General features: G+C 57.1%; 15 protein-coding genes. 12 read left to right on the top strand and 3 right to left on the bottom strand.

Features of this window, described 5'->3' with window-relative positions:
* The first annotated feature begins 154 nt into the window (after positions 1-154).
* The 8 genes from osmY (at position 155) to deoD (ending at position 7,846) form a co-directional block, all read left to right on the top strand.
* The gene (osmY, locus tag EDF73_RS15580) at positions 155-769 is read left to right on the top strand and encodes a molecular chaperone OsmY (RefSeq protein WP_132729999.1); all 615 of its coding nucleotides are present in this window, start codon (positions 155-157) and stop codon (positions 767-769) included.
* A gap of 110 nt (positions 770-879) precedes the next feature.
* Complete coding sequence (locus tag EDF73_RS15575) at positions 880-1,041, top strand: DUF1328 domain-containing protein (RefSeq protein ID WP_004857650.1); 162 nt, start codon at positions 880-882, stop codon at positions 1,039-1,041.
* Between the two features lie 152 nt (positions 1,042-1,193).
* Positions 1,194-2,267: a patatin family protein gene (locus EDF73_RS15570; protein ID WP_132729998.1), complete on the top strand. Its 1,074-nt coding sequence runs from the start codon at positions 1,194-1,196 to the stop codon at positions 2,265-2,267.
* The gene (locus tag EDF73_RS15565) at positions 2,264-3,043 is read left to right on the top strand and encodes a TatD family hydrolase (RefSeq protein WP_132729997.1); all 780 of its coding nucleotides are present in this window, start codon (positions 2,264-2,266) and stop codon (positions 3,041-3,043) included. The genes EDF73_RS15570 and EDF73_RS15565 overlap by 4 nt, the downstream gene beginning before the upstream one ends.
* A gap of 501 nt (positions 3,044-3,544) precedes the next feature.
* Positions 3,545-4,324 carry a deoxyribose-phosphate aldolase gene (deoC, locus tag EDF73_RS15560; protein ID WP_132729996.1) on the top strand — a complete coding sequence of 260 codons (780 nt, stop codon included), beginning with the start codon at positions 3,545-3,547 and terminating at the stop codon, positions 4,322-4,324.
* Positions 4,325-4,469: 145 nt separating this feature from the next.
* On the top strand, positions 4,470-5,792 hold the full coding sequence (deoA, locus tag EDF73_RS15555; protein ID WP_132729995.1) for a thymidine phosphorylase: 1,323 nt from the start codon (positions 4,470-4,472) through the stop codon (positions 5,790-5,792).
* A 52-nt stretch (positions 5,793-5,844) separates the two neighbouring features.
* A complete protein-coding gene (gene deoB / locus EDF73_RS15550) occupies positions 5,845-7,068 on the top strand; it encodes a phosphopentomutase (protein WP_132729994.1) in 1,224 nt (407 codons plus the stop codon).
* Between the two features lie 58 nt (positions 7,069-7,126).
* Positions 7,127-7,846, top strand: a complete 720-nt coding sequence (gene deoD, locus EDF73_RS15545) for a purine-nucleoside phosphorylase (protein WP_041143950.1) — start codon at positions 7,127-7,129, stop codon at positions 7,844-7,846.
* A gap of 83 nt (positions 7,847-7,929) precedes the next feature.
* Here the strand turns inward: deoD and lplA are convergent, their stop codons facing one another.
* Together lplA and EDF73_RS15535 are read right to left on the bottom strand one after the other, a co-directional pair.
* Positions 7,930-8,946 (bottom strand): lipoate--protein ligase LplA, encoded by a 1,017-nt coding sequence (gene lplA, locus EDF73_RS15540; RefSeq protein WP_132729993.1) that lies wholly within the window; start codon positions 8,944-8,946, stop codon positions 7,930-7,932.
* Positions 8,947-8,957: 11 nt separating this feature from the next.
* On the bottom strand, positions 8,958-9,593 hold the full coding sequence (locus EDF73_RS15535) for a YtjB family periplasmic protein (RefSeq protein ID WP_132729992.1): 636 nt from the start codon (positions 9,591-9,593) through the stop codon (positions 8,958-8,960).
* Positions 9,594-9,696: 103 nt separating this feature from the next.
* Here EDF73_RS15535 and serB point away from each other — a divergent pair, with 103 nt between their 5' ends.
* The 4 genes from serB (at position 9,697) to EDF73_RS27440 (ending at position 13,752) form a co-directional block, all read left to right on the top strand.
* Positions 9,697-10,668 (top strand): phosphoserine phosphatase, encoded by a 972-nt coding sequence (gene serB / locus EDF73_RS15525; RefSeq protein ID WP_132729991.1) that lies wholly within the window; start codon positions 9,697-9,699, stop codon positions 10,666-10,668.
* A 9-nt stretch (positions 10,669-10,677) separates the two neighbouring features.
* Positions 10,678-12,060: a DNA repair protein RadA gene (gene radA / locus EDF73_RS15520; RefSeq protein ID WP_132729990.1), complete on the top strand. Its 1,383-nt coding sequence runs from the start codon at positions 10,678-10,680 to the stop codon at positions 12,058-12,060.
* Positions 12,061-12,202: 142 nt separating this feature from the next.
* Complete coding sequence (gene nadR / locus EDF73_RS15515; protein WP_132729989.1) at positions 12,203-13,435, top strand: multifunctional transcriptional regulator/nicotinamide-nucleotide adenylyltransferase/ribosylnicotinamide kinase NadR; 1,233 nt, start codon at positions 12,203-12,205, stop codon at positions 13,433-13,435.
* Positions 13,436-13,581: 146 nt separating this feature from the next.
* Positions 13,582-13,752, top strand: a complete 171-nt coding sequence (locus tag EDF73_RS27440; RefSeq protein WP_165905726.1) for a hypothetical protein — start codon at positions 13,582-13,584, stop codon at positions 13,750-13,752.
* 402 nt (positions 13,753-14,154) lie between these two features.
* On the opposite strand, the gene ettA is transcribed toward EDF73_RS27440, so the two are convergent.
* A complete protein-coding gene (ettA, locus tag EDF73_RS15510) occupies positions 14,155-15,822 on the bottom strand; it encodes an energy-dependent translational throttle protein EttA (protein WP_132729988.1) in 1,668 nt (555 codons plus the stop codon).
* Positions 15,823-15,887: the final 65 nt, after the last annotated feature.

The following is a 15,887-nucleotide window of genomic DNA, read 5'->3' as shown; positions in this document are numbered from 1 at the left end:
AAAGTTCTTAAATATCCCCGCCATACTGATTTTTTGTGCATATTTCCCGTCTGCTTCATCGCCTTCTACTATATTTAATAAGTAATTTTTAAAATTCTGGCTTAATAAGCTACTTATTTTGTTTTACCGAAACAGAAATAACGAGGGCATAACGATGACAAGACTAAAGAATGCCGGGACGTTGCTGGCTCTCTTCTTAGGCTCGGCCATGATAAGCGCCTCGGCATATGCAGATAACTCGACGACGGATAGCGCAAAGTCTGTTGCCAATAGCGCGGGTCAGGCTGTCGATAGCTCACTGAACAAGGTCGGCGATTTTATGGACGACAGCACCATCACCGCCAGGGTGAAAGCGGCGCTGATCGACGATAAAAGTATCAGCAGCACCGATATCTCAGTGAAAACGGAGAATAAAGCGGTCACGCTGAGCGGCTCTGTGGACAGCAAGGCGCAGCAGGAGCAGGCGGTTAAGGTGGCGAAAGAGGTTAAAGGCGTCGCTTCCGTTGATGACAAGCTTAGCGTGCTGGAAAAAGAGCCGTCGGCAAGTCTGAAGGGCTATGCGGGAGACACCGCTGTGACCAGTGAAATCAAAGCCAAACTGTTGGCGGATGATATCGTCCCGTCGCGAAAAGTCACCGTTGAAACCAGCGCCGGAACCGTGCGTCTCTCCGGTACCGTTGACTCTCGCCAGCAGGCGGAGCGAGCGGGCGATATTGCGAAAGCCGTTTCGGGCGTGAAACGCGTCGAAAATAATCTCAGCGTTAAATAATTCCATTCATTCTTATTTATTGCCGTTAATAAGAGCACGACAGGGTTGGTGTATGCGCAGCCTGAGCGCGCAGAAAAGCGACCGTTATCCACTATGGTAAGGAGAGCATTATGTTTCGATGGGGCATTATTTTTCTGGTCATCGCCTTAATTGCCGCAGCTTTAGGATTTGGTAGCCTGGCGGGTACCGCGGCCTGGGCGGCGAAAATTGTCTTTGTGGTCGGTATCATTCTGTTCCTGGTCAGTCTGTTCACCGGGCGCCGGCGCCCATAGCGGCCGTTTTAACCCCGGCCTAAGTCGCCAAAAACGCATTCAAGACATACAGTTTTACATAAAGCCAGTCCTTGTGACTGGCTTTCGCCGTTTCAGGGGTATAAAAATGACGTTACATTGTTGTAATAGAATAAACAGAACAGGAAAGCAGGGTGGGGCAGCGAATTCCCGTAACGTTAGGCAATATTGCGCCGTTATCAGTGAAGCCGTTTGAACCGGGCAGGTTAGGCCTGGTGTGCGAAGGCGGCGGTCAGCGAGGGATTTTTACCGCCGGGGTGCTGGATGAGTTTATGCGCGCCGGATTCAACCCTTTCGACATTATGCTCGGAACATCTGCCGGGGCGCAGAACCTGTCGGCGTATATGTGTAACCAGCAGGGCTATGCGCGTAAGGTCATCACCCGCTACACCACCGCCCGCGAATTTTTCGATCCCATGCGCTTTGTCCGCGGCGGCAACCTGATCGACCTCGACTGGCTGGTGGCGACGACATCGCAAAAAATGCCGCTGGCGATGAGCTATGCGGAGGAGCGTTTCGCCCAAGGGAAAGAGCTGTGGATGTGCGCCTGCCGCGGCGATGACTATACGCCAAACTACTTTTCCCCCACGCAAAATACCTGGCTTGATCTGATCCGCGCCTCGAGCGCGATTCCCGGTTTTTATCGCAGCGGCGTCATGCTGGACGGTATCAGCTATCTGGACGGCGGCGTCAGCGATGCGATTCCCGTTCAGGAGGCGGCCAAACGCGGGGCACAGACTATCGTGGTGATCCGCACGGTGCCCTCGCAGATGTACTATACCCCGCAGTGGTTTAAGCGAATGGAGCGCTGGCTGGGCGAAAGCAGTCTGCAGCCGTTTGTGAATCTGGTACAACACCATGAAGCCACCTACCGCGCCACTCAGCAGTTTATTGAGAAGCCGCCGGGTAAGCTGCGGATCCTCGAAATTTTTCCCCAGAAACCGCTGAAAAGCATGGCCCTGGGGAGTCGTCTACCGGCGCTGCTGGAAGACTATAAAACCGGCCGTCAGTGCGGGCGCTACTTTCTGGCGACGGTCGGGAAGCTGCTTGCCGATCGTCCGCCATTGCTGCGCCATATGCCGCGGGTTGTGCAACCGACTGCGGTGGTGGTCCCGCCGGCGTCTGTCGCCAATGACGCGCATCAGGCAACCTTCGTCGCCGCCCCACAGGCCAATGATGCCAGCTTTGATAACGAGGATCTGGCATGACGCTGCAGTTTATTGATACTCATTGCCATTTTGATTTTCCGCCGTTCGCCGGTCACGAAACAGAGAGTCTTGCCCGGGCCACGGCAGCGGGCGTGATGCAAATTATTGTTCCGGCAATTGCGGCGGAACATTTCCCCCGGGTGCTGGCGCTGGCGGAACAGCACGATGCCTTGTACGCCGCCGTAGGCTTGCACCCTATTGCGATTGAACGCCACGATGAACGCAGTCTTGAACAGCTTGAAGCCTGCCTGCAGCAGCGCGGGCGAAAGCTGGTGGCGGTGGGGGAGATCGGTCTCGATCTCTATCGTGAAGATCCGCAGTTTGAGCGCCAGCAGGCGGTGCTGGAGGCGCAGCTGCGGCTGGCAAAACGCTACGACCTGCCGGTGATTCTTCATTCCCGACGCACGCACGATAAGCTGGCGATGCTGCTGAAACGACATGCGCTGCCCAGAACCGGCGTGGTACACGGCTTTGCCGGCAGTCTGCAGCAGGCGGAGCGTTTTGTGCAGTCGGGCTATAAAATCGGCGTGGGTGGCACCATCACCTATCCGCGGGCCAGTAAGAGCCGTGAGGTGATGGCGCGTCTGCCGCTGTCGGCGCTGCTGCTGGAAACGGATGCCCCGGATATGCCGCTCAATGGCTTTCAGGGGCAGCCTAATCGGCCGGAACAGGCGGCGCGCGTCTTTGCCACCCTGTGTGAACTGCGCGAGGAACCGGCTGACGTTATTGCTAACGCCCTGATGAATAATACAAAAGAATTGTTCTACGCAATGTGAGGGGCCAGGGAGTCTTCCCGCCTTCGCAGCCCATTGTTTTGTTTTCGCGCGACGCGTCACGGGCGAAAAGAGCGATTGCCGTATTCCTTTCGATTCCGCACCGCATCAGATCTATCGCTGCTTTTCTTCCTGATGTGATAATTCCATCATTCCTTGCTTTTAAATAAACCCCTTTATTTTCATGAAATAGCCGGGTATTAAGCCGTTATCAGCACAAATGTCATCCGTTTTTGTCGAGAGTGAACGTTAGTTTATGTTATAATAATAACATCCTCTCGCGGTAAGCCATTTTGATTATGCTTAAAGATAGTCGGGCCGGGAGAAGGTCGGTACTGAACCGTTTTTAGTGACAATCATCACATTATTCTAATGCAAGTTAGCAATTAGTTTTCATTAACTGTGATGGGTGTCGAAGTGTGGCTGCGAGGTGATGTTACAATAATCACAGACTCGCAAGGTGAAACAAACTATTGAACCGGCAATAAGCCGTCGGAGTATGAAATGACTGATTTATCTGCAAGCAGCCTGCGCGCGTTGAAACTGATGGACCTGACCACGCTGAATGACGATGACACCAATGAGAAGGTGATCGCGCTGTGCCATCAGGCGCAAACGCCGGTAGGCAATACCGCGGCTATCTGCATCTATCCGCGCTTTATCCCGATCGCTCGCAAAACGCTGAACGCGCAGGGCACCCCGGACATCCGTATCGCCACGGTAACCAACTTCCCGCACGGTAACGATGATATCGATATCGCGCTGGCGGAAACCCGCGCGGCGATTGCCTACGGCGCGGATGAAGTTGACGTGGTATTCCCGTACCGCGCGCTGATCGCCGGCAACGAACAGGTCGGCTTCGATCTGGTAAAAGCCTGCAAGGAAGCCTGTGCGGCGGCCAACGTACTGCTTAAAGTGATCATCGAAACCGGTGAGCTGAAAGAAGAAGCATTAATCCGTAAAGCGTCTGAAATCTCTATCAAAGCAGGCGCGGATTTCATCAAAACCTCTACCGGTAAAGTACCGGTGAACGCGACGCCGGAAAGCGCGCGTATCATGCTGGAAGTGATCCGCGATATGGGCGTGCAGAAAACCGTCGGCTTTAAGCCCGCGGGCGGCGTACGTAGCGCCGAAGACGCCCGGCAGTTTCTGGCGATTGCCGATGAACTGTTTGGCGCTGACTGGGCGGACTCTCGCCACTATCGTTTTGGCGCATCCAGCCTGCTGGCCAGCCTGCTGAAAGCGTTGGGTCACGGCGACGGTAAGAGCGCCAGCAGCTACTAAGGCGTAAATGTCGCCCGGACGAGGCGCGGCAGCGCCGACTCCTGGGTCTCCCCGGCGTCGCTGCGCTCGGCCGGACGACAGGATCTTAGCGCGGGCGCAGAGAACGCCGCCCGCCAAAACTGACCTTATTCCTCAGGGGGTTACCTTGTTTCTCGCACAAGAAATTATTCGAAAAAAACGTGATGGTCACGCGCTGAGCGATGATGAAATTCGCTTTTTCATCAACGGGATTCGCGATAACACCGTTTCCGAAGGGCAGATCGCCGCGCTGGCGATGACCATCTTTTTCCACGATATGTCGATGCCGGAACGCGTTTCGCTGACCATGGCGATGCGGGATTCAGGAACCGTTCTGGACTGGAAAAGCCTTAACCTTAACGGCCCAATTGTCGATAAGCACTCTACCGGCGGGGTTGGCGATGTGACGTCGCTGATGCTTGGCCCGATGGTTGCCGCCTGCGGCGGCTATGTGCCGATGATCTCCGGGCGCGGCCTCGGCCATACCGGCGGTACCCTCGACAAACTGGAAGCCATTCCGGGCTTTGATATCTTCCCGGACGACAGCCGTTTCCGCGAAATTATTCAGGATGTTGGCGTGGCCATCATCGGGCAGACCAGCTCGCTGGCTCCTGCCGACAAACGTTTCTATGCCACCCGCGATATTACCGCGACGGTGGACTCCATCCCGCTGATCACCGCGTCGATTCTGGCGAAAAAACTGGCGGAAGGTCTCGATGCGCTGGTGATGGATGTGAAAGTAGGTAGCGGCGCCTTTATGCCGACCTATGAACTCTCTGCTGCGCTGGCCGAAGCGATCGTTGGCGTCTCCAACGGCGCAGGGGTACGCACGACCGCGCTGCTGACCGATATGAACCAGGTTCTGGCCTCCAGCGCCGGCAATGCCGTCGAGGTCCGTGAAGCGGTACAGTTCCTGACCGGTGAATATCGTAATCCGCGTCTGTTTGATGTGACCATGGCGCTGTGCGTCGAGATGCTGATTTCCGGCAGGCTGGCTCAGGACGACGCTGAGGCGCGGGCGAAGCTGCAGGCGGTGCTGGATAACGGCAAAGCGGCGGAAGTCTTTGGCCGGATGGTGGCCGCGCAGAAGGGCCCGCGTGATTTCATTGAAAACTACGATAACTATCTGCCTGCCGCCATGCTGAGCAAAGCGGTCTACGCGGATGGTGAAGGCTTTGTCAGCGAAATGGACACCCGTGCGCTGGGTATGGCGGTGGTGTCGATGGGCGGCGGCCGTCGCCAGGCGTCCGACCCGATTGATTATAGCGTTGGCTTTACCGATATGGTTCGCCAGGGCGATAGCGTTGACGGGCAGCGACCGCTGGCGGTGATTCACGCCAAAGACGAAACCAGCTGGCAGGACGCCGCCAAAGCCGTCAAAGCGGCAATTAAACTGGACGATAAGGCACCGAAAGAAAACCCGACGGTCTATCGCCGAATAACCGAATAACGGTATACTGATCTGATCGCTTTTTTGCAGCGCAAAAGGTACGGAGAATAATATGAAACGTGCATTTATTATGGTGCTGGACTCCTTCGGCATCGGTGCGACTGAAGATGCCGCTCGTTTTGGCGACGTCGGCTCAGACACTCTGGGACACATTGCTGAAGCCTGTGCCAAAGGGGAAGCTGACAATGGCCGTCAAGGCCCGCTGAATTTGCCAAACCTGACTCGTCTGGGTCTGGCGAAAGCGCATGAAGGTTCTACTGGCTTCATTCCGGCAGGAATGGATGGAAACGCGGAAATCGTCGGCGCCTATGCATGGGCGCACGAACTCTCTTCCGGTAAAGATACGCCGTCTGGGCACTGGGAAATCGCCGGCGTGCCGGTGCTGTTTGACTGGGGCTATTTCTCTGACCATGAAAACAGCTTCCCGCAGGAGCTACTGGACAAACTGGTTAAGCGCGCAAACCTGCCGGGCTACCTCGGCAACTGCCACTCTTCTGGTACCGTGATTCTGGATCAGCTGGGCGAAGAGCATATGAAAACCGGCAAGCCGATTTTCTACACCTCTGCTGACTCGGTGTTCCAGATTGCCTGCCATGAAGAGACCTACGGTCTGGATAAGCTGTATGAGCTGTGCGAAATCGCGCGCGAAGAGCTGACCGAAGGCGGGTACAACATCGGCCGCGTGATTGCGCGTCCGTTTATCGGTGACAAGGCGGGTAACTTCCAGCGTACCGGTAACCGTCATGACCTGGCCGTCGAGCCGCCTGCCGCCACCGTGCTGCAGAAGCTGGTGGACGAGAAGGGCGGTCAGGTGGTTTCCGTGGGCAAAATCGCCGACATCTACGCCAACTGTGGAATCACTAAAAAAGTGAAAGCCACCGGTCTGGATGCGCTGTTTGACGCCACCATTAAAGAGATGAAAGAGGCCGGTGACGAGACTATCGTCTTTACCAACTTCGTCGACTTTGACTCCTCATGGGGCCACCGTCGCGACGTGGCGGGCTACGCCGCGGGCCTGGAGCTGTTCGACCGCCGTCTGCCTGAGCTGATGGCGCTGGTCGGTGAAGACGATATTCTGATCCTCACCGCCGACCACGGCTGCGACCCGACCTGGACCGGTACCGACCATACCCGTGAGCATATCCCGGTTCTGGTTTACGGTCCGAAGGTTAAACCGGGTTCACTTGGCCACCGCGAAACCTTCGCCGACATCGGTCAGACCCTGGCGAAGTACTTCGGTACCTCTGATATGGAATATGGCAAAGCCATGTTCTGATGGATTTGGGCGGGGACTTCCCGCCCATTATGCAGACAAAAAATAAAAGGATAAAACGATGGCAACTCCACACATTAACGCCGAGATGGGTGATTTCGCTGACGTCGTGCTGATGCCGGGCGACCCGCTGCGTGCGAAGCATATTGCCGAAACTTTCCTCGAAGATGTGCGCGAAGTGAACAACGTGCGTGGCATGCTGGGCTTCACCGGTACCTATAAAGGCCGCAAAATCTCCGTGATGGGCCACGGTATGGGTATCCCCTCCTGCTCCATCTATACCAAAGAGCTGATCACCGATTTTGGTGTGAAGAAGATCATTCGCGTGGGTTCCTGCGGCGCGGTACGCGCTGATGTGAAACTGCGTGACGTGGTGATCGGTATGGGCGCGTGCACCGACTCTAAAGTAAACCGTCTGCGTTTTAAGGACCATGACTTTGCGGCGATTGCTGACTTCGGCATGGTGCGTAACGCCGTTGACGCCGCGAAAGCGCTGGGCGTAGACGCCCGCGTGGGTAACATTTTCTCCGCCGACCTGTTCTACACGCCGGACCCGTCAATGTTCGACGTCATGGAAAAATACGGCATCCTGGGCGTGGAAATGGAAGCGGCCGGTATCTACGGCGTGGCGGCGGAGTTCGGGGCGAAAGCGCTGACTATCTGCACCGTCTCTGACCATATCCGTACGCACGAGCAGACTACCGCTGCCGAGCGTCAGACCACCTTCAACGATATGATCAAAATCGCCCTCGAATCTGTTCTGCTCGGCGATCAAGAGTAAGACGAACGGCTCTCCCCGATTTGGGGAGGGCCGCGGTTTCCCGCTAAGGCGCTCACGCCGCAGCAGATACCTTTCTCCCCCCGTTACCGCACCGCACCCGCTATCCATGCGGACAGCTCACGTAGCTCCTGTTCCTGCTCGGGGAAATCCGCCCGTAGCGCTTCACATGCCTGCCGCAGCGCCTCGGCGCGATACGGACTGCCCTGCAAGCGTGCCGCCAGCGCTTCCAGCGGCGCCGGGTTCAGGCTATCGGTGAACACCTGTGCGCGGGTGATATGACCCTTCTCGACGTCGAAATGCAGTTCGACGCCTCCCCAGCGAAAGCGCTCATCCAGCAGATGAGAGAAGGCGGGCGCCTGACCAAAATTCCATGCCCAGCTGCTCTGGCGGGCGAAGGTTTCGGCAAAGTTCGGCAGATCCGGCGTGTTATCCGGCGAAATCACTTCCGCAGCCACGCGCTCGCCATAATAGTTGAAAAAGGCCTCCTCAATCGCGGCGCAGACCTGCTGATGGGTAATACCCGGCAGCAGGTCGACCAGATTGGCGACGCGGCCGCGTACCGAGGTAATGCCCTTTGCCTGCAGCTTCTTTTGATCCGGGTTGAGATAGTTCGCCAGGCGGCTTAAATCGGCATTCAGCAGCAGCGTGCCGTGGTGAAAGCCGCGGTCGAGGGTTTCCCGGTAGGCCGAGCCGGAGACTTTGCGATCGCCTTCGGCGGTTTTGACCACCAGGTCATTGCGCCCGGAAGCCTCCGCCGTCACGCCGAGCGCGTTGAGCGCGGCCAGCACAATTTGCGTCGAGACGGTTTTATCGTACTCCGGCTTCCCCGCCATAAAGGTAAAGCAGGTATTGCCCAGGTCGTGGAATACCGCGCCGCCGCCGCTGCTGCGGCGCGCCAGACGCACGTTGTCCTCTTCCATCCGGCGGGTGTTGCACTCTTTCCACGGGTTTTGCGCCCGGCCAATGACCACCGTGTCAGCGTTGCGCCACAGAAATAGCACCCGCTGCGTGGCGGGCATCTGGCGGAAAATAGACTCTTCTACCGCGAGGTTGAACCAGGGGTCGTAGGAGTCTGAGAGCAGCAGGCGTAGCGTCGACATCGGGGATTTCCTTATTCATCTTTATCTTCGTCCTGTACCGGCTTATTGGCGGTGAGCAGGAAGGGCGATTGCTGCCAGCGGGTGCGCTTCCCCTGCAGCAAGGTGCGGGTCAGGACGACGCCGATGGCCAGCGACAGCAGCAGCATCAGGCGTAGAATATTGGTGGTATTATCCACCTGTTTCGCCTCGGTGGCTAAGGTATGGGTATCCAGCGTCAGGCGCAGATAGCCCAGCGGGCCGTTTTTACCCGCGATGGGTTCGACGATTTGCTGATTGAAATAGCCGCCGGCTTTTTTGCCGTCCAGCGCCAGCCGGTCGCGCACGTCGACGCCTTCGCCGGAGCGGGCGACCAAATCGCCCTGGTCGTCATAGACGCCGGCATCAAGGATGCGGCTCCGTTGCGTAAGCTGTTCCAGCAGCTGGCCAATGCGCTTCTCGTCGGGCGTTTCGCTACGCATCATCGGCGCCAGATTCAGCGTAACCTGCTGCGCAAGGGTGCGGGCCAGTTCTTCTAACTGCGGATTACGTTGCTTTTGGCTGTTCTGGCTGAACCACGACGCGCCTTGCATCAGGGCGACAAGCAGTGCGAGACAGATAAGAACAATGACGGCGCGATGCAGTCGGAATTTCAGTTTTGCGCGTACCATATTCCACCTTTAATATTTACAGCTTAATGTTGCCAGAAGCGTTGGTTACAAGGTAGCCTCATGCGTTATTTTCCTGGTCTGAATAAAGAAATGTGGAGCCGTAATGCCAAACAGTTTGACCTGGTGCGACCTGCCTGAAGATGTTTCCCTGTGGCCTGGATTACCGCTTTCGCTAAGCGGTGATGAGGTCATGCCGCTGGATTATCACGCTGGACGCAGCGGCTGGTTACTCTACGGGCGCGGTCTTGATAAGCGTCGTTTGACGGCCTGGCAGCACGAACTGGGGGCGGCGCTGGTTATCGTCGCATCCTGGGTTGTCGAAGACTACCAGGTGATTCGCCTGGCGGGCTCGCTGACCCAGCGGGCGACCCGCCTGGCGCACGAAGCGGGGCTGGATGTGGCGCCGTTGGGTAAAATCCCGCACCTGCGCACGCCGGGGCTGCTGGTGATGGATATGGACTCCACGGCGATTCGGATCGAGTGCATTGATGAGATCGCCAAACTGGCCGGGACCGGCGAGCTGGTGTCGGAAGTGACCGAACGCGCGATGCGCGGCGAACTGGATTTTACCGCCAGCCTGCGTCAGCGGGTGGCGACGCTAAAAGATGCCGATGCCAATATTCTGCTGCAGGTGCGTGAATCGCTGCCGCTGATGCCGGGGCTGACGCAGCTGGTGCTGAAGCTGGAAACGCTGGGCTGGAAGGTGGCGATTGCCTCCGGCGGCTTTACCTTCTTCGCCGAATATCTGCGCGATAAGCTGCATCTTGACGCCGTGGTCGCCAATGAGCTGGAGATTATGGATGGTAAACTGACCGGTAACGTGATTGGCGATATCGTTGATGCGAAATATAAGGCCGCGACGTTGCGCAAACTGGCGGAGAAATATGAAATTCCGCCGACGCAAACCGTGGCAATCGGCGATGGCGCCAACGATTTACCGATGATTAAGGCGGCGGGTCTGGGGATCGCCTATCATGCTAAACCCAAAGTGAATGAGCTGGCGGAGGTCACCATCCGCCACGCTGACCTGATGGGGGTATTCTGTATCCTCTCGGGCAGCATGAATCAAAAGTAAGAGGTTAACGTGGCGAAAGCTCCAAAACGCGCATTTGTCTGTAATGAATGTGGTGCGGATTACCCGCGCTGGCAGGGGCAGTGCAGCGCCTGTCATGCCTGGAATACCATCACTGAGGTGCGTATTGCCGCTTCGCCGCAGGTGGCGAGAAACGAACGCCTGACGGGCTATGCCGGTAATGCCGGCGTGTCGAAGGTGCAAAAGCTGTCGGAGATCAGCCTTGAGGCGCTACCGCGTTTTTCCACCGGATTTAAAGAGTTTGACCGCGTCCTCGGCGGCGGCGTGGTGCCGGGCAGCGCGATTCTGATTGGCGGTAGCCCGGGGGCCGGTAAATCGACGCTGCTGCTGCAAACGCTGTGCCGGCTGGCGGAAAGCATGAAAACGCTGTACGTCACCGGGGAAGAGTCGTTGCAGCAGGTGGCGATGCGCGCGCACCGCCTCGGGCTGCCGACCGCCAATCTCAATATGCTCTCCGAGACCAGCATTGAGCAAATCTGCCAGATAGCCGATGAAGAAAAGCCGCAGCTGATGGTCATCGACTCGATCCAGGTGATGCATATGGCCGACGTGCAGTCGTCGCCGGGCAGCGTTGCCCAGGTGCGCGAAACCGCGGCCTATCTGACGCGCTTTGCGAAAACGCGCGGCGTGGCGATTGTGATGGTGGGTCATGTGACCAAAGATGGCTCGCTGGCCGGGCCGAAGGTTCTGGAGCACTGTATTGACTGCTCGGTGCTGCTGGATGGCGACGCCGACTCGCGCTTTCGCACCTTACGCAGCCATAAAAACCGCTTCGGCGCGGTGAATGAGCTGGGCGTTTTCGCGATGACCGAACAGGGGCTGCGTGAAATCAGCAACCCTTCCGCGATTTTCCTCAGCCGCGGCGACGAAGTCACCTCCGGCAGTTCGGTGATGGTGGTCTGGGAAGGCACCCGTCCGCTGCTGGTGGAGATTCAGGCGCTGGTCGATCACTCGATGATGTCTAATCCGCGCCGCGTGGCGGTAGGGCTGGAACAAAACCGTCTGGCCATTTTGCTGGCGGTACTGCACCGCCACGGCGGGCTGCAAATGGCCGATCAGGACGTGTTTGTGAACGTTGTTGGCGGGGTGAAGGTGGCGGAAACCAGCGCCGATCTGGCGCTGCTGCTGGCGATGGTCTCCAGCCTGCGCGATCGTCCGCTGCCGCACGATCTGGTGGTCTTTGGTGAAGTGGGGCTGTCCGGCGAGATCCGTCCGGTGCCCAGCGGCCTGGAGCGTATCTCCGAGGCGGCGAAGCACGGCTTCCGCCGCGCTATTGTCCCGGCGGCCAACGTGCCGAAAAAAGCGCCGGAAGGGATGCAAATCTTTGGTGTGAAAAAGCTTTCAGACGCACTAAGTGTCTTTGACGACTTATAATTAAATACCCGTCGCCTTTGCGGCGGCAGAGGCGTAGGCGGCGTTCGTTCACCCGGGTCATGGCGTTCACTCGTTTGCCGCCTGCCCGCCAGCAGAAAGCCATCGGGTATTTTCTTTATTTTTAGTAAAGCAGGAGGCTCTTGTGTCATCGTTCGACTATCTCAAAACCGCCATTAAGCAGAAGGGCTGTACGCTGCAGCAGGTGGCGGAAGCCAGCGGAATGACCAAAGGCTATCTGAGCCAACTGTTGAATGCCAAAATCAAAAGCCCAAGCGCGCAGAAGCTGGAAGCGCTGCACCGTTTTCTCGGCCTTGAGTTTCCGCGTCAGCAAAAGAGCGTCGGCGTGGTGTTTGGTAAGTTTTACCCGCTGCATACCGGGCACATCTATTTGATTCAGCGCGCCTGTAGCCAGGTGGACGAACTGCACATCATTATGGGCTACGACGATACCCGCGATCGTCAGCTGTTCGAAGACAGCGCGATGTCGCAACAGCCGACGGTCTCTGACCGTTTGCGCTGGCTGCTGCAAACCTTCAAATATCAGAAAAACATCCGCATTCATGCGTTTAATGAAGAGGGGATGGAGCCTTACCCACACGGCTGGGACGTCTGGAGCCGCGGGATCCGCGGATTTATGAGCGATAAGGGCATTCAGCCAAACTGGATCTACACCTCGGAAGAGGCGGATGCGCACCAGTATTTACAGCATCTGGGGATCGAAACCGTGCTGATCGATCCTAAGCGCACCTTTATGAGCATCAGCGGCGGGCAGATCCGTGAAAACCCGTTCCGCTACTGGGAATATATCCCAACGGAAGTGAAGCCGTTCTTCGTGCGTACGGTGGCGATCCTCGGCGGCGAGTCGAGCGGTAAATCGACGCTGGTGAATAAGCTCTCGAACATTTTTAATACCACCAGCGCCTGGGAGTATGGCCGTGATTACGTCTTCTCGCACCTCGGCGGCGACGAGATGGCGTTGCAGTATTCCGATTATGACAAAATCGCGCTTGGTCATGCTCAGTACATTGATTTTGCAGTGAAATATGCTAATAAAGTGGCGTTTATCGATACCGATTTTGTCAGTACCCAGGCCTTCTGCCTTAAATATGAGGGGCGCGAGCACCCTTTCGTGCAGGCGCTGATCGACGAGTATCGCTTCGACCTGGTGATCCTGCTGGAGAACAATACCCCGTGGGTGGCCGATGGTTTACGCAGCCTCGGCAGCTCGGTGGATCGCAAAGAGTTCCAGACCCTGCTGGTGTCGTTGCTTAAAGAAAATGAGATTGACTTCGTGCATGTCAAAGAGCCGGACTACGATACGCGCTTCCTGCGCTGCGTCGAGCTGGTGAAACAGCTGATGGGCGAGCCGGGCTGATCGTCCTGCTGGTCACTCAAGGCGGCCAGCATATTTTTAGGGTTTATCGTGGCGTGACGTGATGCCGGTAAACGGTGGTTTGGCGAAGCTGTTTTCTTCGCTTGTGCTGTAAAATATCCCGTTCGCTTACGGTGGAATATCACCATATGTTTCGCACACTTTTGTTTCCCGCCATGCAGGTGAACTGCCCGGGGCCGGTTTCGTCCGGCCCCGGGAACCCGGCATTCAGGCAAGAAAAATCGTCGCTGCGCGACACCTTCGTCTCCCGTCTTCGCCGTCTGGCTTTTCGCGGACGGCAAGAGGTCACTTCCCCGTAAGGCTTGCCTCCGCCAGGTTGTTCGCCCCTCCCTCTGGAGCTCACCCCTTCGGGGCCGCCTGCGCCTCAGCGATTTTTAGCCGTCCCAACCCCCTGCTGTCTGTCCCGATGTTCCATGCTGACATAATGGTCGTTGCTGAAAAAACGTTCAGCAACGATATAGCGACAGAGCGGTCACAGGCTGGCAGCGCGGGGGTGAGAAAAGTGATGCATTCACCGTGAACGGAACATTCCTCGGAAGTCAGCGGAATATTCCGCAGGACATCCGTTTTCTGGCTTCCCCGCATAAAAAAATCCGTAATCACGCTGTGATTACGGATTTTTATGTCACCACAGGAGCGGCCAATGAATCCTTAAATGATCGGCATTATAGTATGAGCCGCCCGTTTTATGACTGCGTGGCTTACTTCGCGATACGCTTGTATTTGATTCGCTTCGGCTCCAGCGCATCGGCGCCGAGGGTGCGTTTCTTATACTCTTCGTATTCGGTAAAGTTACCTTCGAAGAACTCCACCTTGCCTTCATCCTGGTAATCCAGAATGTGGGTGGCGATACGGTCGAGGAACCAACGGTCGTGCGAGATGACCATCGCGCAGCCCGGGAACTCCAGCAGGGCGTTTTCCAACGCGCGCAGAGTTTCGATATCCAGGTCGTTGGTCGGTTCATCGAGCAGCAGCACGTTGCCGCCAACCTGCAGCAGCTTCGCCAGGTGCAGACGACCGCGCTCGCCGCCGGACAATTCGCCAACGCGTTTACCCTGATCGACACCTTTAAAGTTGAAGCGGCCGACGTAGGCGCGGCTTGGCATCTCGGTGTTGCCGATCTTCATGATATCCAGCCCGCCGGAAACTTCTTCCCAGACGGTTTTGCTGTTATCCATCGCGTCACGGAACTGATCGACGGACGCCAGCTTCACGGTTTCACCGAGGGTGATAGAGCCGGCATCCGGCTGTTCCTGGCCGGACATCATGCGGAACAGGGTCGATTTACCCGCGCCGTTCGGCCCGATGATCCCGACGATGGCTCCTTTCGGTACGGAGAAGGTCAGATCGTCGATCAGCAGGCGATCGCCGTAGGATTTACGCAGGTTGCTCACCTCAACGACTTTATCCCCCAGACGGGCTCCAGGCGGAATAAACAGTTCGTTGGTTTCGTTACGCTTCTGATACTCAACGTTGTTGAGCTCTTCAAAGCGCGCCAGACGGGCTTTGCCCTTCGACTGACGGCCTTTCGCGCCCTGGCGTACCCATTCCAGCTCTTTCTCAATTGATTTGCGGCGCGCCGCTTCCTGAGAGGCTTCCTGCGCCAGACGCTGATCTTTCTGCTCCAGCCATGAAGAGTAGTTGCCTTCCCACGGAATCCCTTCGCCGCGGTCGAGTTCGAGGATCCAGCCGGCCACGTTATCGAGGAAGTAACGGTCGTGGGTAATCGCCACCACGGTACCTTCGAAGTCGTGGAGGAAGCGTTCCAGCCACGCCACGGATTCGGCATCCAGGTGGTTAGTCGGTTCGTCGAGTAGCAACATGTCCGGTTTTTCCAGCAGCAGGCGGCACAGCGCCACGCGGCGGCGTTCCCCCCCGGAAAGGTTGGCGATTTTCGCGTCCCAGTCCGGCAGACGCAGGGCATCGGCCGCACGCTCCAGCTGAACGTTCAGGTTGTGGCCGTCGTGCGCCTGGATAATCTCTTCGAACTTGCCCTGCTGCGCCGCGAGCTTATCGAAATCGGCATCCGGCTCGGCGTACTTCGCATACACCTCGTCCAGGCCCTTCAGCGCGCTAACCACTTCGGCAACCGCTTCTTCCACGGACTCACGAACGGTTTGCTCCGGGTTCAGCTGCGGCTCCTGCGGCAGATAGCCAATTTTAAGACCCGGCTGCGGACGGGCTTCACCTTCAATATCGGTATCGATACCGGCCATAATGCGTAGCAGGGTGGACTTACCGGCGCCGTTCAGACCGAGAACGCCGATCTTCGCGCCAGGGAAGAAGCTCAGGGAGATATTTTTCAAAATATGTCGTTTCGGCGGAACCACTTTGCCGACACGATGCATGGTATAAACGAATTGAGCCACGGTGGACTTCGCCTCTTTTATTTTGCGGAATAGTTTTCAAAGGCGAAGTGTAGCCTTTTTCGCGC

It is taken from the genome of Klebsiella sp. BIGb0138, assembly GCF_004342285.1.
Lineage (GTDB): Bacteria > Pseudomonadota > Gammaproteobacteria > Enterobacterales > Enterobacteriaceae > Klebsiella.
This window is presented reverse-complemented; position numbering and strand designations above follow the sequence as displayed.

What these genes read in the sequence shown, in the direction of transcription:
- osmY (WP_132729999.1), top strand. Translation starts at nt 155, where the DNA reads ATGACAAGACTAAAGAATGCCGGGACGTTGCTGGCTCTCTTCTTAGGC.
- EDF73_RS15575 (WP_004857650.1), top strand. Translation starts at nt 880, where the DNA reads ATGTTTCGATGGGGCATTATTTTTCTGGTCATCGCCTTAATTGCCGCA.
- EDF73_RS15565 (WP_132729997.1), top strand. Translation starts at nt 2,264, where the DNA reads ATGACGCTGCAGTTTATTGATACTCATTGCCATTTTGATTTTCCGCCG.
- deoC (WP_132729996.1), top strand. Translation starts at nt 3,545, where the DNA reads ATGACTGATTTATCTGCAAGCAGCCTGCGCGCGTTGAAACTGATGGAC.
- deoB (WP_132729994.1), top strand. Translation starts at nt 5,845, where the DNA reads ATGAAACGTGCATTTATTATGGTGCTGGACTCCTTCGGCATCGGTGCG.
- deoD (WP_041143950.1), top strand. Translation starts at nt 7,127, where the DNA reads ATGGCAACTCCACACATTAACGCCGAGATGGGTGATTTCGCTGACGTC.
- lplA (WP_132729993.1), bottom strand. Translation starts at nt 8,946, where the DNA reads ATGTCGACGCTACGCCTGCTGCTCTCAGACTCCTACGACCCCTGGTTC.
- EDF73_RS15535 (WP_132729992.1), bottom strand. Translation starts at nt 9,593, where the DNA reads ATGGTACGCGCAAAACTGAAATTCCGACTGCATCGCGCCGTCATTGTT.
- serB (WP_132729991.1), top strand. Translation starts at nt 9,697, where the DNA reads ATGCCAAACAGTTTGACCTGGTGCGACCTGCCTGAAGATGTTTCCCTG.
- EDF73_RS27440 (WP_165905726.1), top strand. Translation starts at nt 13,582, where the DNA reads ATGTTTCGCACACTTTTGTTTCCCGCCATGCAGGTGAACTGCCCGGGG.